The sequence below is a fragment of the Ruegeria arenilitoris genome (genome assembly GCF_013035425.1).
Taxonomy (GTDB): domain Bacteria; phylum Pseudomonadota; class Alphaproteobacteria; order Rhodobacterales; family Rhodobacteraceae; genus Ruegeria; species Ruegeria arenilitoris_A.
On record NZ_WQHX01000013.1, the window covers coordinates 20,872 to 41,870 of the forward strand.

Below are 20,999 nucleotides of genomic sequence, written 5' to 3' on the forward strand. Positions count from 1 at the left end.
CGGCACTCGCACACCCAAGCGCCGAGTAGCGGAAATTGGCGGTACATTTGACTGTGTGGTACTGTGGTCTGTATGTTGAAGGGTGCTGTCAGACGAATTCGAACTCGTCTCTGGTAGGCCAGTGACGCTGTCCTTTATCCCGCGCAAAGTTCGCGCCACTCGGCAAGAGCGGCGCTGCGTGTCAGCTTGAAGGTGTCTCGGCTAGTGAGCGATCTTTCCTGGTTGAAGTGGTTGTAGACGGAGGAGTGAACAGCAGCGAATTTCTGCAAACTTCGCATCCGCCTGAAACGCTGCATCGCGCGTTCTCGTCGTCGGAACGGAAGGTGCGAATTCTCAACCCGGTTGTTGAGCCACCTACCCGTCCTTTGTTTTTCGAGCGTGCCCATTTCTCTAAGTGCAGCCTTGTAGGAAGCGAAGCGATCCGTCACTATCTCTTCCGCACAACCGTGCCGCTTCATCAGTTTTCTGAGGAATTTCAATGCGGCAGCTTTGTTTCGGCGTTTGGTAACGACTGCTTCGAGCACTTCGCCCTCATGATCTACGGCCCGCCAGAGGTAGTGTCTCTTGCCGTTCACCTTCACAAAAACCTCGTCTACGTGCCATTTACTTTTCGAGAACGCGCGCAGTTGCTGGACTCGCTTTCGTCTGATCTCGGAGGCAAACATTGGGCCGAACCTGTTCCACCAGTAGCGGACGGTTTCATGGCTCACGTCGATGCCTCGCTCGTGCAGCAGATCTTCGACATTCCGCAAGGAAAGCGGAAACCTGATGTACAGCATCACCGCCAAGCGGATGATCTCGGGACTGGTTTTGAAATACTTGAAAGAGGCAGGTTTGTTCATTCCCAAACGCTACGCAAACACCCTGCCCCGCTCAAGCAAAGTTCTTCTGACAAGACCTCTATTATATCCTTTTAGAGTGCGCCTTCCGAATGATAGTCTAGTTCTCACTATGGTTTGGCTTGCTCTGTTTTTCCTTGAAGTAGTGGCGATTTACTTTGCTTGGCGGTCAATACAGACGGCGAGAACACCTCAAGGCGCTGTGGGTTGGGCAGTATTCTTGGTGACCGCCCCATATCTCGGCGTGCCGTTGTACCTTTTCCTTGGGCATCACAAATTTCGTGGGTACGAAATCAGCCGCCGTGATAGCGAACGTGTTGTCGAAGCTGTCGCGGACTATGGTAAAAGGCACAAGCCGCTCCAGAAAACTGAAAAAGACACAACTCTTTTCGAAAGACTTGGAGACCTTCCCGGCGTTTCGGGAAACGGGCTGAAAGTTCTTATCGATGGCGATGAGGCTTTTGGTCAGATTTTTGAAGCGATTGACCAAGCCAGCACCTACGTTTTGGTGCAATCCTACATCGTAAACAATGATGGCGTCGGACGTCAGCTTGCTTCTCGAATGATTGCGGCTTCCAAACGGGGTGTGATTGTGCGCTTCATGGTTGACGCGATTGGAAGCAAAGATTTGCCAGAGAAATATTTTGATGAACTGAGGAACGCCGGCGTCCAGTGTGTCGATCCAAAATCAATGCGCGGACCAAAAAACCGATTTCAGCTTAACTTTAGAAATCACCGCAAAACCATAGTTATAGATGGAAATGTAGCTTTCACCGGAGGTTTAAATTTTGGGGACGAATACAAAGGGTTAGATCCTAGATTTGGCCAATGGCGAGATACACATGCTCGTCTGACTGGGCCAGTGGTATCTCAGCTCCAACTTGTGTTCTCTGAAGACTGGCATTGGGCCACTGATGAGCTGTTAATTGACGAGTTGAATTGGGATGCAAACTTGGATCCAGCGGACATGACGGCTCTGGTCGTCGCAACAGGTCCGGGAGATGAGCTCGACTCTGGCGCGCTATTTTTCATAAGTTGCCTCGCCGAGGCCAGAGAACGGATATGGATCGCTTCACCATACTTCGTTCCGGATATAGACGTATTAAGTGCAATGAAACTGACTGCGCTCAGGGGCGTCGATGTTCGCCTTTTAGTGCCGGAGGTGATCGATCACAAAATCCCTTGGCTAGCCGCGTTTGCCTATTTTGATGAAATCCGCGACGTTGGCGTAAAGGTCATGCGCTACAACGAAGGCTTTATGCATCAAAAAGTCGTTCTTGTTGATGACGCTCTGGCAGCTGTGGGGACTACAAACCTGGACAACCGTTCCTTCCGGTTGAACTTCGAGGCGATGGCAGTTTTCTTCGACAGACGTGCTGCCAATGAAGTTCAAGACATGCTCGAAGCCGATTTCGCAAGATCATTTCAGTTAAGTAAGTCTTTAAATGAACAGCCATTGAAAATTCGCGTCGGAGCCCCCCTGTCGCGGCTACTCTCACCGCTTTTGTAGACTAGGCCCGTGTTCAAATTAGGTGACCAAAAAAGTATTAGCTTTAACCTCGACTAAATTTGATAGCGTACTCAACGAAGAATTTGGCCTCTGGCAGATAACGAGCTCGACTCACTTCTTCAATGTTTTCAGCAAGATTGATAACAATGGTCCCAACAGATTCTGACCGGCGACACTCCACGGGTCCTTTGTAAACTGACTGAAGCCCTTGGCCAGATCTCTCACTTCGTCCACAGCGCCTTCTACTTCCGCCTCGATGTCTTCCAAAGCGAGGTCTCGCACCTCAATTGCTGGTTCCAGCTCGGGCTCGGCCGTCAAGCGTACCGCGATCATCACCAAGACACCCGCGATCAAAAAGTCAATCAAGCCAACGAGAAGCCCAGCATTTGAATTTCCAAAACGTTCGGCTAGAAAAAAGAAGAACGCGATACTGATCATGATGACACCGATCCCGGCGATTAGACCGGCGAATGCCATTAGTCCGGTCTGAGCTCTTATTACAGCCAAACGGCGTCTCGCAATCACGCGCTCCGCACGGAAGGCAACGGTTAAGTTCCGTCCGATTCGACCTTTGCTTTTCCGGATTTCCTTTGCGATGTCTCTGTTCATGGTGTCATACTCACTTCGATGATCTGCCCAGCAAAAAGCCTAGGGCAAACGCTGCAGCGACAGTCAAGACGGGCTTCTGTTTGTGGAAGTCGTCCAGTTCGTGAACAAGTTGCCGAAAGACTTCCTCTATACTTTCTCCATTTATTCCAAAATCCGAAAGTTCCTTCGAGAGACTGGAATTCTCTTCTGCATCGTTGTCTGATTGGGGTGAAGTTACAGATAGTTCTTCTTGGTCGTCGCGTTCGTTCAGTTTCTCACGCAAGTCTGCCAATTCTGCTTCAAGTTCAGCTTTGGTGGCCATTGTTTCCCTCACACTTAAACTTATTGAATCGTGAGTGAACGAGAACTCTTCATCCAATGAGGCACCAAAGGTTCAGAACAGTCTTTGGTGATTTGGGAGATTAAATCGTTCTATGACTTTTTCATTCGGTCGTACGCTTCCTTCATTTTCAAGCCGAGTTCTTTTGCAGCTTCTCCAACTTCATCGGCAGTTTTCTCAAACTGGGCACGGCTCAAAAACTTGTCCCAATCTTGCATCAAAGTTTCCCACTCATCCTCTGCTTCACGCGCACCCAGATGTAGTTGCAGACGCAGTTCGTCCCTTTTCTTTTTCAGCTCATCAATAAGGTTTGAGTCACCAGACATCTTAAAGCCTCCTAGAAGTTCATTGGTAATTCTGTGATTAGGAATAATGCATCAAATTCATTGAAAAACATAACGAAATATCCTGATATGGTAATGAAAATGGTACGCATCGGAGGGCTTGGACATGGCAAAACCTACACCTGAAGCTCTACGATGGTTTGCGTTGTTCTCAATCACTCTAATAGTGTCAGCGTTGTTTTTTGGAATGGTGCAACCGTTTTTGGTCGCACTTGTTCTGGCAGCTATAACTTCAGCGATGTCAGCGCGTATTTTTGCTAGAATGATGGTCCTGACACGTCGTCGAAGTGCTTTAGCGTCTGGGTTGACCCTTGCTCTTCTCACCATCGCCGTCATAGCCCCATTGATGGGAATAGTCTGGATCTCTGTATTGCAGGCCCAGGGAATAGCAGATGAGGCTAGTAAACTGGTTGCACAGCTGACCAACTTGTCGACAGATGAGCCCTTGCCTGATTGGGTACCATTTCGTGACTTTTTGGGCGAAAGAAGCGCTCAAATAATGGCTAAGCTTGGCGAAGTAGCCAGCGCGATAGGCGGATTTGTCGTTTCGGCTCTTGGCGACATAACGCGCGGCACAGCAAGTTTTTTCTTAAGCCTCTTTGTATACTTTTATGCTGTGTTCATTTTCTTACAAATGGATCGTCCGGTCATCGATCTTATCCTCGCTTACACTGGTTTGGATCACAAAACCCAATTTGCACTTCGCGACCGAATGGTTTCGGTCAGCCGAGCTACGATCAAAGGAACTCTGGTCATCGGCATTGCGCAGGGCGCTCTAGGTAGCCTAGGCTTCTGGGTCGCAGGAATAGAGGGTGCAGCGTTTTGGGGAGTGGTTATGGCCGTTCTGTCGGTTATCCCGGGACTGGGTCCTTTATTCATAATTTTCTGCGGAGTGATATGGCTGTTTGCGCAGGGCGAAACGACCGCGGCAATCGGCCTAGCCATTTGGGGTATGGCTGTAGTCGGAACAATCGACAACATTTTGAGGCCAATTCTTGTCGGTAGGGATGCTGCGCTGAACGATATTATTATCTTGATTTCTACTCTTGGCGGCCTTGCGTTTTTCGGAGCCTCGGGTCTGATCTTAGGACCGGTGCTGGCCGGGCTATTCGTAACGCTTTGGGACACATTGGCTGAGCAACCCGGCAACTCTAATGTCAAGGCAACACCTAATTCTGATCTTGCCGAAAAGGCTGAAATTAGCACCAGTTCAGTTCTGGACGATGAGCTTGCAAAAGAACTAGATGAACTAAAAAAACGTAGAGACGAACGGGTTCAGCGAGACGAAGAAGACTAGCTCGCGGCCAGTGTTCCCAGCTTCAATTTTCTTTTTCGCCCTCAGCCATATGTATCGTTTGGGTGGGATAGGCTAACGCGGTACCTGCACTTGCGACAGTCTCTAAAACTTCTAGGGAAAGTCGTTCACTTGTTTCCAGATAGTCCAAATAAGTCCCAGACTTCGTCCAGGCATAGACCTGAATGTCGATGGAACTGTTGCTGATACCCGATACGTTAACGTACTTGGGAGCATCATCATCGAGTGAGAAGGCCCCACTGTTCTTCAAGAACTCACTCAAGTCACGTCTAACTTTTTCAACTTGGTCACGGGACGACGAAAGAACAAGTGGAATTGAAATCATGATGCGCCTGTGCTGCATTCTAGAGTAATTTTTAACAACAGAATTTGACAGATCAGCATTCGGAACATGGCGGGGCACTTGGTCGAAGCCAACCACGAGTGTGGAACGCAGATCGATCTTTTTAACCGTCCCCAGAAACTTGCCATCAACTTCAATGGCGTCTCCGGTGACAAATCGAGCCTCGCTTTGGTTGGTCATTCCCGCGATCAAATTCCGTACTAAGTCCTGTGCAGCGATCGCAAGTCCTGCGCCTAAAACACCGACGCCAGTAAGAGCTCCACTGATATCGACATTCCAGACTTTCAAAATGGCAGTAAGTCCAAAGATAAAAATAGCGAAGCGAGTAACTCTAGTGGTCCAATCAGCTTCAAGGGTTACATCCTGAAACTCACCCGTTTTTAAGATTGAAACAAAGTTACCCGCTAGTTCGTACCAAGTTGCAAACACAGCAACGATGGCGGCGGTCGCTAGAACGCTCCTAAAGAGACCACCTGTAAATTCGGGAAGTTCCAGAGCTTCAGAGACAAGGAAAATCGATAGGGTTACAAGAAGTACCTGAGTAGCCGAAACGAGGCGTTCACTCGTTGCTTCACCAATCTCAGAAGATAAGTTTGACAGCAATGCGTTAAGCGCTGAAACTACCCCCTTAGCTAGCGCTCGACGAAAAACCAAAACCGCCGCGCAAAACACCATCGCTGCAAGCGCCGCGGGTTGATCTACTGAGCTCCACCATCGTGACAGAGCATCACCGTACGAAGAAAGTGGCTCTCGAAAACTGTTTTCTTCCATAAATTCGATTTGTAACTCTAGCAAACGGATGTGTCGAACCCGCTTTAGAATTTGGCGGGTTCGTTGGCCCTTTAGCCGAGGGCCTCGCCTGCCAGCTTAGCTGCTTTGCTCAAAAGAGCTTTTCTGTAAGAGTATTCCTCTTGTATCTCTGCTTTTCTTTTTTGGAACCGATCTCGTGTTTTTTCTGTCGCCGAGGTGATTTGTTGGTCAATCGCATCCAATCTGGCATCGAACTCCGCGTCGATCTCGTCTAGCCGAGCGTTAATACGGTCGTTCGTTTCTTTGACCTTTGTTTTGGTTTTGTCGATACCTTCCTGGATATCTGCAGCCATTTCGTCAGCGGCTTCGTCCAGTTCTTCTTCCATAGAAGTCAGCTCTTTGTCCAATGCAACCATTTCTGCTTCTATCTGTTCATCCACGGCGTCGGTCCGAAGCTTTCTGAATATGGTTCCACCATTTTCCTTCATTTTCACATCGAGCGGAGCAGTCCAGACTTCGTCTACAGACGCGACTATGCAATATTTTCCAGGCAGGAGTTCGACGGCAACGTTGTCCAGCATCGCAACATCAACGCCAGAAACCCAAAGATCTCGATATGCACCAAAAACACCGCCCGTCATTGAGCCCAGCGCCATGCCGCCGGCCGCAGCCTGAGCAGCTGCCGCCGAACCCGCGACTGCGGCTCCAGAGGCCACTGCTGCCGGCCCAGCCAAGACACCTACCATTGCGCCAAGCATAAGGCCGAAAGCAGTTCCAATTGGCCCTTCATCAGCTGATTTTTTGACCTCGACATTGCCCTCATTATCTTTAGCAATGATACCGGCCGCATAGACAGCAAGTTCGCCATCTCGATGCAGGTCACGCATCGCATCGGCGCCTTTGTATGCGGCCTCTTCAGTATCAAAGACTACAGCAATAAACTTTTCCATCAGGCTCTCCCCTTTTTCCTGTTCGTTTGGAAACGACTCATTGTTGAAACTGCATATTAACAGCAAAGTACACTTGCGTTTTTGGCAGTCCCGCGCCGCGATCTGCGACAGACCACTGTGGTTCTACAAAAAGATTGAAAACAGTTTTGTTGCGCTTGAAGACTTTGCCAATTCGAATTCCTAGAGGAACCGAATACGCGTCATTCTGAAAGTTGTAAGTCCAAATTGGTGCTCCTCCAGTATACCAGCCTTGACCAAGCTGATAGAACGCAAACGGTTGAAATGCTCCGAGACTCACACGTGGGTTTCCGTCTGTATCGCCAACGCCGCCGCGCCAAGTTAACAGGTATCCATATTGAAACTTTGGTGACTTGGCGTTGAAGTATACATTTGCGAGGCCCAGTTGCCATTGATCCGAACCAAGTAGATCACTTGTGGCGGTGGGAGCTACCAACTCCGGGCCTATGGCAAAACTGACCGCCGGATCTCCGGTGTTGATCTGATACGCCGCGAATATATCAAAATCACCCAGCCCGCTTTCGGTTGATCCGTTAACGCCAACTGGAAAGCTGTTGTAGGGAAGCGAGGCTCTGATTAGCCATTGCGAGTCTCCTATAGAAACTGGCTGCGCGTACCGCAAGACGAACTGATTTCCGCTTTTCCCGCTCGGTCCTGTAAACTCGTCTATGTAGTAGTTCTGAAGATTAAACGCCGTGATGTTAGCTAGGGGGTTGTTCGCCTGAGCGGCTGCTTCTGCATCACTTTGTGCAAAGGCAGCGCCGATGTCTGACAGCAGCCAGAGAATTCCCAACGCTGCAACCAAATAGCTTCGTTTCAAAGTTAATGGCATGCGAATTCCATTATTAATGGGCTATCCAACTCAAGCAAAAATAATGCGCCTCTACGGTAACACTTATGATGATCAAGGTCAGGGCTATTCCGCGCAAGCAGGATTCGATCGGCCTCTCAAGCAATTACTAAATCACGGCGAGTACCAGATAGGTGAGGTATAAGCGCGGTCTTGGAGAACCATTGGAACCTCTGGATCCATCACAACGCCGTAGTAGGCCGCGTCGTAGGCTTGCCATGTAGGCTTGGGTATTTCTAGCACGCGAACATAGTAGAAAGCACGCCGCGTTGGGTCGAAGTCAGGATCGGTCCAGACAACGTTAAGCATCGGGTCGCCAATGGTGTTGGTGTAGGTCGCATTTTCCACGTCCACCGTGTTGCCCACATCCCCGTCACAAGTGTAATCAACAATCGCGCGCCCGTCTGAGCATGCCATGTCAAAGATCCTCTCTGAGGTCGTGCCGTCCGCGTTTAACCAGCCCTTGACCATCTGTACGCGGTCGAGATTGGCATTGTCAGGATCGCGCAGAGAGCGAACCATGAAGGTCGGAGACTTGCCTTCTGGTGCATTCATCAGGTCGCCGCCCATCGGCACACCAGCTGCGTACCCACGTTCGGCAAAGTCAGGCCGTTCGACCTCATCAGTGGCGAAATCCCAGCCTCCGAAGACGCGTACTACAATGCGAGAACCGGTGGTGGCGTAGACTTCCTTGCGGTTTAGAGCGTCGAAAATTGCCTCGCGAGTGTTCTCTCTCGCCCAAACGCCGGTCAAGCCGGCAGCAAGTGTTTCCCAGTTGTAGTAATCGGTGCCTTCCAACTCACCTGTCATAAAGACATGGCTCCAGCGGTTCGGATCCGGCTCGGCGGGCGGGTTCTTACCGAAGAAGTTGTCCTCGCGGGTTGTCGCCAAAGACGTGTGAGCATCAGTAGAGCCTATCATTCCAAACTTGAACGGATTGGTTCCTAAATTCTCTTCATGAGCGAGACCTAGGCGTAGCGCTGACCGGGCGTATTGGTGCGGTAGCATCTCTTCTGTGATCCGGTTTCGCCCACCGAGATCACCCTTGTCCCAAGTTCCGAAATCGGCCCAGCGATCATCTGGTGAAAGAGCCGGATGGGTTTCACCGTCGCCCTTTATCTGCGTCATCTCATAGATCGGTTCGAAACGCATACGTTGCTGCGCGTAGGCCTCAGTAAGCGGTTCTCCGTTGTTTCTCTCATCTGCAAACATCAGACCGGTGCCCCAGTTGCCGTTGTGTGCAGCAGCGATGGTGCGACCACCCGTTTCTTCCTCGTAGGCCGCCATCCAATCCCAAAGATCTTCGGGATCATCACTATCGAATGTGGCGAAAGGAATGATCTGGCCCGCGCGATCCGCGCCATCTCGGAACATCACTACTCGGTGCAGGTTATTTCCGTTCGAGGACGACGACCACTCAAATCCAATAATCGAAGTGAAGACGCCGGGGTTGTTATACTGTTCGGCATAGGCGGTGGACTTGTCCCAGGCGGAGTGCTGTATTGACGGGTTTTCCACTAGGTTTTCTAGCCGTGCGGCAGAATCTACGACCTCGTAGAAGGCCTGCATTCCTAGTTCAGGGTTACCGCTTTGGCGCATGTCGTACCAACGCTTGGTTACCGGGTCTTCCATGATAACCGGATCTCCCTTGGCCAGCATGTCAGCAAGTCCAAAATATTCAGCATGATCTGCAACAACGAGCCAGTCGAGTGGACGGTGCAGTTTCACCCGGCTGCCGGTGCTAGAAACCAATTCTTCACCGCGTGCAAAGCGGTACGCATCTCCGGGATCAAGCGTATTTCCGAAAAAACCACCGTCTATCGAATAGGACGTGTGCAGATGGGTGTCGCCCCAATAAACACGGTTCGGCATGTGCTGATCAACAAAGGGAGAGTAGTCAGGCGTGTCCACGTTGACATCCGCGGGATCAAGAGTGCCGTATCCAAGGGACTCTTCCCGATCCTGAGCAAACGCTGTTGACACGCTGACGGTCAGCGCTCCCAACGAAATTGCCGTAAAGGTTGTGAATTTCATCGTACCCTCCCAAAGCGAACAACCATTTTGTTTTTGTACCTGCCACTGATGTTCGAACGGCTGGGCTCCGCGGAATTTAGCCGGGAAAGCCCCGCATCACTTCGCATATTCATCGAAGCTATCAACGCGGTGAATGTTCGGCAGTTGGTACGTACCGTCATAGAACTCGGCGTGCGCACCATAAGCGCGGATGTAAGGGAACCAGCCACGCCCAGGAAGTGTCCGGACATAGTTGCTCTCCCAACCTTCCGGAGCTGGGTCAGGTCCAAGCATCACCACAAAAGAGCCGTCGTCATTTTTCTTGGGTTGGTGCCCCAGACTGTCGATTGTCACGTCATCACCACTCTCGAGTCCACGGTTGTCCAGCAGGACCCGCGTATCGGGGTCATAGATCGTCAGAGACCAGAACAGGTCTGTCTTGGGTTCACGCTGGAACTCCATCACATAACGTTCTTCGCCCTTAAGCCGTTCGCCATCCGAGTCCTCGAACTTGGCAACATATCCCTGTGCCTTACCTGGACGTGGCACCGTCATTGATGGTGACGTCAGTTGCGCTTCGTAAGTGTAACGCGCTCGAGGATCGAAAATGTCGAAATTTTGCGTGCTTTGGTCGTACTTAATACCGTCGCCCCATTCCCCGCCAAGAACGTAGCGCCAATCATATTCACGTAAGACGCCATCTAATCGTTCGCTGAAAACAAAGGACTTGGCCATCATCTCGCCGACCTTTGCACCATCGAGCAATGCCGCTGTCTGTCGTTCGTTGGGTTCGAATGGCTTTCCACGCTCAACGCCTAGCGTGCGAAGCCAATACATAAAGAAACGGTCCCGCTCTGACAGAACTTCGTTATTGATAGCTGCGTGTAAAACCTCCCAAAAGGCCATGCCCCTGGGCTGGATCGTTGGAAGGAACTTGTCCCCGCCCGCGTGTACCACTGTCGCGGGTTCCGCGCCATATTGATACATCTGGATCTGATCCCAAGTTTTCTGAACCACTTCGACATCGGCGCCGGCCACGCGTGCTAGAACCACAGCGCGATCTGTTCCAATCTCATGAACTTGGAAGTCGTCACCCAACTTCTGCTGATCGGGTCGCATATCTTGTGGTGTATTCGGGCCAACGATGACATGCCTTCCACCCTTGCCCTCGAATGGCCCAAAGATGCCGATGTCAGTCGGCGATTCCTGCCACATGTCGATAACCATGCCGATCACCACTCCCGGTGGTACATCGAGCACGGTTGCGGCTCTGTCCGTATTTAAAAGGCCAAGGGCGTAGTTGGTGGTTTCATTTGCAGTTAGATACCCTCGCCTCTCATTAAACGACTCGATGCGAACAAAATCTCCATATTTGAAATCAAAGTTGCTGAAGTAGTTCTGGGCTAACCTTTCCTGAGCGACGATTGGCAGAGCCCAAAGATAGAGCTGCGCTGCACGCTGATGGTCGATCAACTCATAGATACGATCGGCCGTCTGGGCTGTCGGAAAACTGTGTTCAAGTTGGAAGTCACCGAAGAAGGTTTCGACCATTCCAGTGACAGGCATTTCCGACGCAAACTCTTCTTCGGTCTGAATGTCGGTAAGACGGATCTCCTCAGCCAAAGCGCTCACCGCCAGGACCATCGAGGTCGAAATTACAGCCAAACCCGCAGTGGGAAATATTTCCATAGATTTGACTCCTTTCACTCGTTTCGTGTCAGATGTTGTTGCAATACCTTAGAAATGGAGAAGCTTTGCGCGGAGATTGCCGCTAAGCCTAACAACCCCAGAATTAGGCAAATCCGGATTTTTCGCGAACTTTTTCATTATCCCATATCTGCAAGTCGGTTGAAAAAATGCCCGCCGACCCAGCGACAGTCAAATTCGATAAGGGGGGAGCGAACTGTGGCTACAAAAGTACATAGACTCAAAGTTGAGACAAACGACTTCGGTCTGCTGGAAGAATCTGCAGATGGCTGGGATCAGCGCTATAGTCAAATCTCGTCCGGATTGTTCACTGGAAGCATCGAAATGACACAAGTGGGGTCAACGCAAATATTCCGAGAGAAATGGGGGCCGAAAATCCACTACAGAGGAACCGCGCCGGCGGAGACTTTCGGAATCGCAATCCCATTTAATCAGTCCGGAACTTCGTGTTGGGTCGGGAATAAAGTCGGTTTAAACACTGTAGTTATACAATCCCCAAGCCAAGAGGCGGATATGATGGCAGCCGAGGATTGGGATGCGCTTGTATTCGCGCTTCCAAAAGATCGAGCAAGGTCTAACTTTGCAGCTATGTCTGGGAATGGCGAGCTACCGTTTCAGTCTTGTCAGGCGGTAGGCTTAACGCCAAATGCTGCTTTGCAGATCAAACACGCAGCACTCTCTTATTTCTATTATTCTTCGAGGGCGCCGTCCGTCGAATTTGATGAAATTGGGCGTCGGTCTGAACAACTTGTGATGCTTTGTTTATGGGAAATTCTGAAAGCTGTGAATGGCGGCCGAGAGGTTACAGCAAACGAACGCGCATCTAAGATTGTAAGGAAAGCGATCGATTTAGTGGCGGCAAACCACGACAAAGTCATCGGCCTCGTGGAAATTTGTGAGACCCTCGGAGTTAGCCTCAGGTCGCTTCACTATGCATTTCAGGAAATAGCGAACACGTCGCCGGCAAAATGGCTTCGGTTAATCCGGCTAAATCGCGTTCATCGGCTACTTTCCTCAGCTGGCCCCGGCGATGTACAAGTCAAGAGAGTTGCACTAGAGAATGGATTTGAGCACCTCGGCCACTTCGGCCAACAATACCGCGCACATTTCGGTTGCCGACCCGTAGACACGCTTCGGTCGTAGCTGACTTGCTCTGGCAAACTCACCAACTTTCAAAAAAGACACAAATTTTCTTTGTGGTAGCTAAGTCCGCAGAGTTGTCGTTCGCTTCGACGCGCTCGGATTTATAATAAGCACACAAGACCGACACTAGTGTTTGCCATATAAATCGGATTCCTAAATACGTTGGGCAGGTAAAGCCGGTCTACTCAGAACGCACTCCCTGGCAACGGAGTTAGTCCCTTAGAAAATACCGCAGTCAGTTGTTCTTTTTGTCGGCGTCCAATTGTCCGTTGAACTCGGCACCGAGCACAAAGATCGCCGACATTATGTAGAGAAACACTAAGGCTGCCATTACGCCTGCGAGCCCGGCGTAGGTTAAACTGTAAGAGCCGAAGTTCCGAAAATACGAAATGAACAGGTACCCCGCGACGATCCAAAGTAGGAGCGTCAGGACGATTCCCGGAAGAACACCGGACAACGGACGACGCACCCCGGGAAGCCACAAGTGCGCCGCGCAGAGCGCAATGACCAGGAGACAAAACGGTATTCCAACCCGCACCGCATCATGCGGGAAAAAGGTGGCGTAAAGCTTAGGTGAAGTTTCCGAAATGAACTCAAGGTAGATAGGTATTCCAACGGCAAGCGCTCCGGCCAAGCTCAATATCGCGGCGCCTGACAATACGAAGCTGATGCATAATAGTCGTATCTGCCAGATGGGTCGAGGATCGCGCTCGCGGTAGGCCCCAGTGATGGCGATACGCGCCGCATCAACCCCGTTTGATGCGAAGAAAATCGCCATGAGCGCTCCGATCGTGAGCCTTTCTCTACTGCTTTGTGCAAGGACGGCTTCAATTTCCTTTGTAATCGGGATCGCGATCTCGCTGGGCCATGAACCGAATACGAACTCCGAGAGAGTTTCGGGATCGAGTTCGGCGCCAAGCAGACCAGCGGTCGAAAGTGCGAAAATACAGAACGGGAACAGAGCTAGGATCATAGACATAGCGACGTGGCTGGCGCGCGACCAACCGTAGTCGTTGTTGAAGCTTCGCCAGGCGCCTACAAGGACCGCTGCATAGTTTTTTTTGTAATTCAATGTAGGCACCTCCTTTTACCTAAAGTCATGGCGCCGGAGGTCGTCCCAGGGAATTGATCGGTGAAAGCCTCTCATTGAGAACATTCCGATCTCGCTCATGCCCGCCGGAGTGTCAAGAAACTGTAAATCGACTCGCGCCTAACATCCGCCCGTTAGCCGCTTGCCTTGCTTTCGTATTGCGCGACGTCGATACGGTCAACTGTCTTGGTTTGACGCACATGATGCACTGCCTACCCAGATAGAGCATTTGCTGGATTCGCTGCCTACGCTCTTTACGAATTGCGATCCACCTAGTATCTGCCTAGTGCGGTGCGCCAATTTGAAGTCTTCGCGGAAGTAATTGCTTTTTTGCAGCTTCGAAGGTTGAGGTATTGATGTCGAGATCAACGCAAATAGCAGCTAAGTCGCCAGATTAACGCCATGGCCGCCGATCCCAATGAGACATCTACAGCCACGCCTATGTGGTTTATGCTAACGATATCGATACCGATCGTCGTCGGTTTGTTGTGGTTCGGTCGAGATTTCCTGATCCCGCTTGCGGTGACGGGGCTTCTCTACATTATGTCCTCAGCCTTGGTTGACAGGTTCAAGCGCCTTGTGGTTCTTGGCTGGTCGCCGCCGCAATGGCTGGCCCAACTGCTAAGCGTCGCAACGGTATTCGGCGCAATCTTTTTGTTCGGCCTTGTCATCTCTTCATCAACTGATGAAGTGCAGGATGCACTGCCTCTCTACCAAGAGCGCTTAAAAGGGTTGGCAGATCAGGTCGAGGCTTTCGTCGGGCCCAAGGTGGTTACTGCGGTCAGCGGCGCGTTGGCGGAAGTCGACCCAGCCGCATGGCTTGGCGCGGCAGCAAGCCAGCTTGTCGGTGCGATTTCCACAGTCGCGCTTGTGGCGCTGTACCTAGCCTTCCTGCTGTCGGAACGGCTTGCCTGGGTTGAAAAACTGCCGCGCCTCGCTCGGTCAGAGGAAGGAACTAAACAAGCGGAAAAGGTGCTGGCGCGTATTTCGACGGGCGTGAAGCAGTACATGTGGGTCAATGCGGTGACCAGCGCGATGAGCGGGACGGTTGCTTTCGTGATTTTCTGGTGGATTGGCCTCGACTTCGCGCCGCTCTTAGCACTGACTGTATTTTTCGCGGGGTTCATCCCGAATATCGGCGCCTTTATCGGAATTGCCTTGCCGTCTCTCGTGGCATTCATCCAGTTCGACACCTTTACCCCTTTCCTGATCGTGCTCGTTGGCTACGGCTTTGCAGACCAGTTCATCGCTAACGTCATTCAGCCGTCGATGCAGGGACGTTCACTGAACTTAAGTACTTTTGTGGTGATGGTGTCCCTCACTTTCTGGGCAACGGTTTGGGGCGGGATCGGTGCATTTCTTGCAATTCCTATGATGGTCGTCGCGATGGTCGTCTGCGCCGAAATCCCAGCGGTTCGCTGGATCGCTGTACTTATGTCGACCGACGGGCTTTTGGATACTGAAGACTCCGTCCGGCCGGGACCCGGTTCCGCAAAACGTGCACCGACAGGCGGCGGCTTGCGCCAACGAAAACAAGCCGAATTCGAAGCAGAGGTAAGGGAATTGCGCGCTGAGCTTGAGAACCGCGACACCTGAACCCGCGCGTGGCTGCTGTAAGGTGCATTCGAACCAGTAATGGCACGTTAAGTAAGCTGATTTACTGTTGTCGTGCCAATCCATTCCCGAATATTAAATACATAAGTCCGCTTGATGAGCGCGTGCGTAACCAACCGTTCCCGCCACAAGCCAAATGCTCCCAAAAAGACCACTTTTCTGAGAACTTTGAGGCCCGAACAGTGATGTATTGCGTCAACAGCACACGGAAAACGCTACGGTCCTGGTTGGGATTTTCTTGTGCAGCCCGCATTGTGGAATTCAACTTCGGGTACGTAGCGAACGAGGGCTTAGAAATGAAAAACAAAATCTTATGGATTCTCATGGCGGCAATATCGATTCTGGGCGGCATCTATGCGTTGGCGAACCCAGTGCTGGCCAGTGGTTTCGCAACTATTCTGGTTGGCTGGGTATTCATAGCGTTGGGCGTCGTTCAAGTCGTTACTGGATTTCGAGCGGAAAGCGCTGGTGCAAAGGTTTGGACCATCCTGCTTGGAGCACTCGCCGTATTCCTCGGCGTCACAATTCTTGGACATCCGCTGAAGGGCATGATGGCTTTGACGACGATGCTCGCAATTTTGTTCCTTTTTGGAGGCATGGCGAAAATCGTTCTATCCTTCGCACTAGAAGACAGGAGGTTTTTCTGGGCCGTTCTGATTTCCGGTATCGCGTCTATCGCATTGGCGGTAATCATTTTTATGAACTGGCCAGTTTCCGCAGTTTCCGCTCTTGGCATCTTGTTGGGAGTTGAACTGATTTCCGACGGCATCTCTTCTCTCGCGATGGCATTCAGCGACGACGGCGAAGAAGCGCAATCCGCTTAAGCGGCTGAACTTGGCAGCGCTCAACACGACGTCTGATATCACTACCGGAATTATCGGGCCCAAAGAGCCGTCACAAGCTCTTTGAGCGTTAGATTACTCTGCCTAGTCTTGTTCGCCTGGACCAAGCGGCAAGTTCGAAACAGAAAAACTCCCGGGCTTCTGCCGTTGCGGAAATTCTTTGAAAGTCGCCACCAGCTCGGCCATCTGTGCCTGAGCAAGCTGAATTGTATACATGCGAGAGGCGGACCATTTTGTATACATACCGCCAACATTCACAGCGGTCTCAAATGGATCAGCGCGTAGGTTGGTCACATCGGGCCAAGCCAGAGGCGTCAATGGCTGCTTCCAAACACCAAAGCCATGACCTTCTTGCTTAGAGAACATGACTTTAAGATCGCCTACACGTACAGCCGATATGTCGCCTGTATCGGTAAAATAATAGATCTCGTTTCTTGGACCGGCTCCTTCGCCACCAGATTTCAGGTACTCAAGCATGTCGTAACCATCCAGATGTACTTTGAAATTTTTGTCTCCAGCTTGATAGCCGTCCAGAAGCTGCTCTTTAACGTCTGGAACGCCCGCGGCTGCCAAAAGGGTCGGCATCCAATCCATGTGGTGTACAATTCCGTTTACGACTTTGCCTTCTGGAAAATTACCGGGCCACCGCACCAAAGCAGGAACACGAAAGCCGCCTTCCCAAGTGGTTGCTTTCCCTTCATGACCTGTCAGGACATTGACGTCGGCTATTGGGTGGTGAAAGCCTTCCGCGTGACGTTCGTGGGCGAGCTTGGCTGGGAACTGCAAGTACCCTCATACGCCGCCGTTCAGGTCTATAATCTGCTAAAGGAAGCAGGCAAAGAGTTCGGCCTGCGCGATGCGGGCATGCAAACCCTGAACTCGCTGCGTCTTGAGAAAGCTTACCGCGATTTTGGCCTCGATGTGGACAACACTGACAACCCGATCTCCGCAGGCCTTGGCTTTGCCGTGAAACTCGACAAACCCGGCGGCTTCATCGGTCGCGATGCTCTTGCCGCGATCAAAGCCGAAGGCGTGCCAAAGGTAAGGATGCTGCAATTCTTGCTGAAAGATCCCGAACCGCTGCTTTACGGAAACGAGTGCCTCTATCTGAACGGAACCGAGGTCGGCCATCTGCAAATTGGTGGATATGGCCACTCGCTTGGCGGGGCTGTCGGTATTGGCTTCGCTGAGCTGGACGCGCCCCTCACAACGGCCATCATTAGTGAGGGAACGTGGGAGGTCGAAGTGGCGGGGGAACGCATACCCGCAACGGCCTCGTTGAAGCCCTTGTTTGATCCAAAGATGGAGAAGATAAAGTCTTGAGTTATTCTCTAACCCTATGATCTGCAGCGCGCAAACAAAGCCTCGCTTTGCGTGCTTTGCTAGCTTTCGTTTTCCGCAGCCTTTCAGACAAACACTACCTAGGCGAGCGCTTTCATCAGCTTTGCGGATTCTTTTTTCATCACAAGTGCTGAACGCTTCGCCACTAACCAAGTTCATTTTGGGCTCGGAGCAGCCGTTCGCTGCGCCGTGCATCAATGTCTGCTCTGCGGACGAAGCCGACCTTCTCTGCACTTGCGCCAATGGCTGCTTCCGAGCGTATTGTGATTTCGGGGCGTCGCAGTCTAACTTCTCGAGCTACACCGTTCATCGCGCACGCCGGCAAAACAGTTTCTTGGACCCAAGGGCTCACCTGGCAAACTTGTGTTTATGCATTTTCGCTAGGTGGAGACATCCGATCCTCGTACACAGGTTTCGTCAATACGAAAGGGCGACTGGAAATGAAACTTAAGGAAAAGCTCGCAAACCCAATTTACAAAATATGTTCGGAACTTTGTGTCATCCCGTCCGCCACCGTTACGCAAGCTCTCGCCTCCACCGGCATCGACTGCTTGATAATTGATCAGGAGCACGCCGCAACAAACCCGGAAACGTTACATGCGATGATTGCTGCCACTCAGGGCACCGATTGTGCACCGTTGGTCCGGGTCATTGATCACAATACAGCAAACGTAAAACTTGCTCTTGATCTCGGAGCAGAGGGTATTGTGTTTCCACTGGTCCGAACGCCAGAAGAGGCTGCTCATTGCGTGGCTACAATGCGTTATCCGCCCAAAGGTGTTCGTGGTTGGGGTGCATTCGTCGCGCATTCGAGGTGGGGCACATCAGTGCCCGAGTACCTACCGGAATGTGGCGAAAAAACTGTGTGTTGTCTGTTGATAGAGACGCCGGAGGCGGTCGAAAACATCGACGCAATTTTCGCTACCGATGGGGTTGATATGGCAGTTGTTGCACTCTTTGATTTGTCCACGACGCTTGGGGTTTCTGGTCAATTTGAACATCCTAAGGTTCTAGAAGCCGTTGATACAATCGAAAAAGCTGCACAGCGCGCCGAGATGCCGCTTGGAGGCCCCTTTGCGTCAACCAAATCAGAGGTCGACGCCCTGTTCGCCCGTGGGTATCGGATCGTAGCAGGTGTCGACCTCCTACAACTTAAGGGGATTGTCGCGAACCTTGTTGCTAGCGTTCGCTCCGATCCTGAAGACAACCTCACTGAATCTGGCGAAGCGCCCTCTCAGTAAAGCGGACATTGGCCATTCCAAGTATGGAAAGCACTTTGGGCTCGGTGCGGTCACCTGACGGATTTACTCAGATGGCCGGTTAGCGGCTTTGAGCGGACGTTCACCCCCGAAAACTCGGAGTTTCGAACAGGAACGACCGCTTTCACCAAAAGCGGGCGCTCTCCCAAATCTTGGCTACGACCGGCTTGCGGACTGAGCCGCCATCTGTTTTGGATTGGGGGCGCCGGAGCCATTACTACAATAGAGCTGTGAAATTATCTCTCGTCGACAGGCAGGGTCGCCGTTCTGCAAAAACCTATGAAGGCAACAATAGCGGCAGCCATCATCACAGAGGCCATCGTAAAAGCCACATTTACATTCCCAAAGTGATCAGAAATTGCTCCGGCCATCGGTGGGGCAATCATCATCATGGCATAGTATATCGAATAAAATACTCCTGTCCCAAAGGCGCGTGCATGCTGAGGCAGGATCAAACTCGGCATTGAGACAATCGGTCCCGGACCAAATCCGACCACCAGTCCTCCGACAACAAGAACGACCGGGATGTAGGAAATTGGCACGTAAAGTAGCGCCGGATACAACACAACGCCAGTAATCAGGCTGGCCAAAATCACGGTGTCCCACCGCCCTGTTCGGTCGGCCATCCATCCGCCTAGGGGAATGGCAATTGTACCAGCCAAAATATTGAAACTTATCGCTGAACTTGCCCCGGCTGCAGAAAAACCGCGTTCAATGAGTATGAGGGTACCGAACCCGATAATCATCCCAAAAGCAGCATTGTACAAAGCCCAAAGGGCCGCCACATACGACAATGGAACCCAAGGCAGGCTGGTCAGGCTTATTTTCCTACCGCCGCTGCTGGCGCCTGCGGGTGACCGATAGGCCAAGCTGAACAACACTAGTGCTGTGATCGTCGCAGCGGATACACCGGCCCATGCCAACTTTAGTCCACCGACCTCGGCCAGTGACGGCAATATCAACAGTGCCAAAGCAATTCCTAATGGCCACGAACTAATGAAAATAGCCATCGCAGTGGCGATGTTGTGCCGTGCGAACCAATCAATAACCATCTTGGTCATCAAAACGTTGATCACAACTCCACCGGCACCAGAGATCACACGCCCTATCATGGCCCAGGTCAACGAAGTCGAATATGCAACAATCAAACCGCCAGCCACCATCAGAACGAGGCTGAACAAAACAATTCGTCTGTCTCCAAGCCATGTAGCGACCACACCGCCAAGGGTCGCAATGATTACACCCGGCCCGAGATAAAGGCCTATCAGCAATCCGATGTCGACAAGAGTGAAGGCTAGGCTGTCGATAATTGTCGGGGATAATGCGGCGACCGACTGAAATTGGAAAGCCATCGTTGTTCGGGCAAAGAACAAAACAAATAAAATGAGCCAGCGCATCTTCATAGCGTTTATCCCTTTGAAGTCAATCGCACTGTGTGACTAAAATGCAGTGTGCGGCCAATCCACGACCTTAGTTCCGTGGGCGGGCTTCGGGCAAGATTATTGCACCCGTCTTGAAAACCAACTTTAATGGTTGGAATCACTTATGAACTACAGTATTCGAGAACCCTCAGCTCCAGTTCGCAATTGCGGCGCAAGTCACAATGGGCTCAACTGGGACACCTGAGCGTTTCGGTCAGATGTCCGACGCGCCGCCATTATCGGACGTGACGGATTTCCAAAAGCAGCATTTATTCTAGTGCAATCATAACTGCTAATGCTTCGCCATTAATCGGTCTGGCGCCGTGTCCTTTTCCGGTTGTATCCTCCATTAGAACGCGATCACCTGCTTTGAATAGCTGGGTTTCGCCGCCGCTTGTCCAGCCCTCGACCTCTCCTTCGAGCAAGATGAACAACTGTCGTCGTGGCGACGGGTGAGCACCATCATTCCAATGTTCCGGAAATCGCACCCAGCGGATACTTTGCGCTTCCATTGGCTCTAACGAAACTTCTAATGGAGGCGCAGGAGGTGCATACTGCACGGACGACATAGTGGCCTCAAGTTCTTCGAAGTGGCTTTCTCCGTCATCATCAGCATAGAGGCGAAAAAACTTAACTGTGCTCGGCATGGAAATCCAATCTGGGTCTGAGATGTAATGCTTTCAGTGTCGAGAGGGATAGTGCTTTCGTCAATCCGTTCGGCG

The 20,999-nt window shown here is 51.4% G+C and carries 20 protein-coding genes; 7 read left to right on the forward strand and 13 right to left on the reverse strand.

Translation table 11 applies throughout. From position 1 onward, the window contains the following. Positions 1-134 precede the first annotated feature (134 nt). Positions 135-842, reverse strand: a complete 708-nt coding sequence (locus GOV45_RS22100) for an IS6 family transposase (RefSeq protein WP_170482334.1) — start codon at positions 840-842, stop codon at positions 135-137. Positions 843-951: 109 nt separating this feature from the next. On the opposite strand from GOV45_RS22100, the gene cls reads away from it, so the two are divergent. After that, positions 952-2,349 carry a cardiolipin synthase gene (gene cls, locus GOV45_RS22105; protein WP_170482337.1) on the forward strand — a complete coding sequence of 466 codons (1,398 nt, stop codon included), beginning with the start codon at positions 952-954 and terminating at the stop codon, positions 2,347-2,349. A gap of 111 nt (positions 2,350-2,460) precedes the next feature. Here cls and GOV45_RS22110 read toward each other — a convergent pair whose 3' ends face one another. The 3 genes from GOV45_RS22110 to GOV45_RS22120 all read right to left on the reverse strand — a co-directional run bounded on the left by GOV45_RS22110 (position 2,461) and on the right by GOV45_RS22120 (position 3,603). Further along, a complete protein-coding gene (locus GOV45_RS22110; protein WP_170482340.1) occupies positions 2,461-2,958 on the reverse strand; it encodes a phage holin family protein in 498 nt (165 codons plus the stop codon). A 10-nt stretch (positions 2,959-2,968) separates the two neighbouring features. Continuing rightward, positions 2,969-3,259: a hypothetical protein gene (locus GOV45_RS22115; protein ID WP_170482343.1), complete on the reverse strand. Its 291-nt coding sequence runs from the start codon at positions 3,257-3,259 to the stop codon at positions 2,969-2,971. Between the two features lie 110 nt (positions 3,260-3,369). Continuing rightward, a complete protein-coding gene (locus GOV45_RS22120; protein WP_170482345.1) occupies positions 3,370-3,603 on the reverse strand; it encodes a hypothetical protein in 234 nt (77 codons plus the stop codon). Positions 3,604-3,727: 124 nt separating this feature from the next. Here GOV45_RS22120 and GOV45_RS22125 point away from each other — a divergent pair, with 124 nt between their 5' ends. Continuing rightward, entirely contained in the window at positions 3,728-4,918 is a 1,191-nt protein-coding gene (locus GOV45_RS22125) for an AI-2E family transporter (RefSeq protein WP_170482348.1), read from the forward strand. 22 nt (positions 4,919-4,940) lie between these two features. Here the strand turns inward: GOV45_RS22125 and GOV45_RS22130 are convergent, their stop codons facing one another. The 5 genes from GOV45_RS22130 to GOV45_RS22150 all read right to left on the reverse strand — a co-directional run bounded on the left by GOV45_RS22130 (position 4,941) and on the right by GOV45_RS22150 (position 11,549). Beyond that, entirely contained in the window at positions 4,941-6,050 is a 1,110-nt protein-coding gene (locus GOV45_RS22130; RefSeq protein WP_170482351.1) for a mechanosensitive ion channel family protein, read from the reverse strand. Positions 6,051-6,121: 71 nt separating this feature from the next. Then, on the reverse strand, positions 6,122-6,979 hold the full coding sequence (locus GOV45_RS22135) for a DUF1269 domain-containing protein (protein WP_170482354.1): 858 nt from the start codon (positions 6,977-6,979) through the stop codon (positions 6,122-6,124). Positions 6,980-7,016: 37 nt separating this feature from the next. Next, complete coding sequence (locus GOV45_RS22140) at positions 7,017-7,829, reverse strand: hypothetical protein (RefSeq protein ID WP_217362474.1); 813 nt, start codon at positions 7,827-7,829, stop codon at positions 7,017-7,019. A 132-nt stretch (positions 7,830-7,961) separates the two neighbouring features. Next, complete coding sequence (locus GOV45_RS22145) at positions 7,962-9,881, reverse strand: DUF3604 domain-containing protein (RefSeq protein ID WP_170482356.1); 1,920 nt, start codon at positions 9,879-9,881, stop codon at positions 7,962-7,964. Between the two features lie 96 nt (positions 9,882-9,977). Next, the gene (locus GOV45_RS22150; protein WP_170482359.1) at positions 9,978-11,549 is read right to left on the reverse strand and encodes a DUF1214 domain-containing protein; all 1,572 of its coding nucleotides are present in this window, start codon (positions 11,547-11,549) and stop codon (positions 9,978-9,980) included. A gap of 216 nt (positions 11,550-11,765) precedes the next feature. On the opposite strand from GOV45_RS22150, the gene GOV45_RS23690 reads away from it, so the two are divergent. Beyond that, complete coding sequence (locus tag GOV45_RS23690; protein ID WP_170482362.1) at positions 11,766-12,710, forward strand: AraC family transcriptional regulator; 945 nt, start codon at positions 11,766-11,768, stop codon at positions 12,708-12,710. Between the two features lie 235 nt (positions 12,711-12,945). On the opposite strand, the gene GOV45_RS22160 is transcribed toward GOV45_RS23690, so the two are convergent. Then, positions 12,946-13,782 (reverse strand): YihY/virulence factor BrkB family protein, encoded by an 837-nt coding sequence (locus tag GOV45_RS22160; RefSeq protein ID WP_170482365.1) that lies wholly within the window; start codon positions 13,780-13,782, stop codon positions 12,946-12,948. Positions 13,783-14,202: 420 nt separating this feature from the next. Between GOV45_RS22160 and GOV45_RS22165 the strand changes: the two genes are divergently transcribed. After that, positions 14,203-15,396 (forward strand): AI-2E family transporter, encoded by a 1,194-nt coding sequence (locus tag GOV45_RS22165; RefSeq protein ID WP_170482367.1) that lies wholly within the window; start codon positions 14,203-14,205, stop codon positions 15,394-15,396. 314 nt (positions 15,397-15,710) lie between these two features. Beyond that, entirely contained in the window at positions 15,711-16,238 is a 528-nt protein-coding gene (locus GOV45_RS22170) for an HdeD family acid-resistance protein (RefSeq protein WP_170482368.1), read from the forward strand. A gap of 102 nt (positions 16,239-16,340) precedes the next feature. Here GOV45_RS22170 and GOV45_RS22175 read toward each other — a convergent pair whose 3' ends face one another. Then, positions 16,341-16,907, reverse strand: coding sequence for a hypothetical protein (locus GOV45_RS22175; protein WP_367648717.1), 567 nt, complete (start codon positions 16,905-16,907; stop codon positions 16,341-16,343). Here GOV45_RS22175 and GOV45_RS22180 point away from each other — a divergent pair. After that, positions 16,854-17,579, forward strand: a complete 726-nt coding sequence (locus tag GOV45_RS22180; RefSeq protein WP_367648718.1) for a glycine cleavage T C-terminal barrel domain-containing protein — start codon at positions 16,854-16,856, stop codon at positions 17,577-17,579. The two genes, GOV45_RS22175 and GOV45_RS22180, sit on opposite strands and share 54 nt — an antisense overlap. 458 nt (positions 17,580-18,037) lie before the next feature. Further along, on the forward strand, positions 18,038-18,838 hold the full coding sequence (locus GOV45_RS22185) for an HpcH/HpaI aldolase family protein (protein WP_170482373.1): 801 nt from the start codon (positions 18,038-18,040) through the stop codon (positions 18,836-18,838). 254 nt (positions 18,839-19,092) lie between these two features. Here the strand turns inward: GOV45_RS22185 and GOV45_RS22190 are convergent, their stop codons facing one another. Next, positions 19,093-20,259: an MFS transporter gene (locus tag GOV45_RS22190; protein WP_367648719.1), complete on the reverse strand. Its 1,167-nt coding sequence runs from the start codon at positions 20,257-20,259 to the stop codon at positions 19,093-19,095. Positions 20,260-20,546: 287 nt separating this feature from the next. Beyond that, positions 20,547-20,924 (reverse strand): hypothetical protein, encoded by a 378-nt coding sequence (locus GOV45_RS22195; protein WP_170482377.1) that lies wholly within the window; start codon positions 20,922-20,924, stop codon positions 20,547-20,549. Positions 20,925-20,999 lie beyond the last annotated feature (75 nt).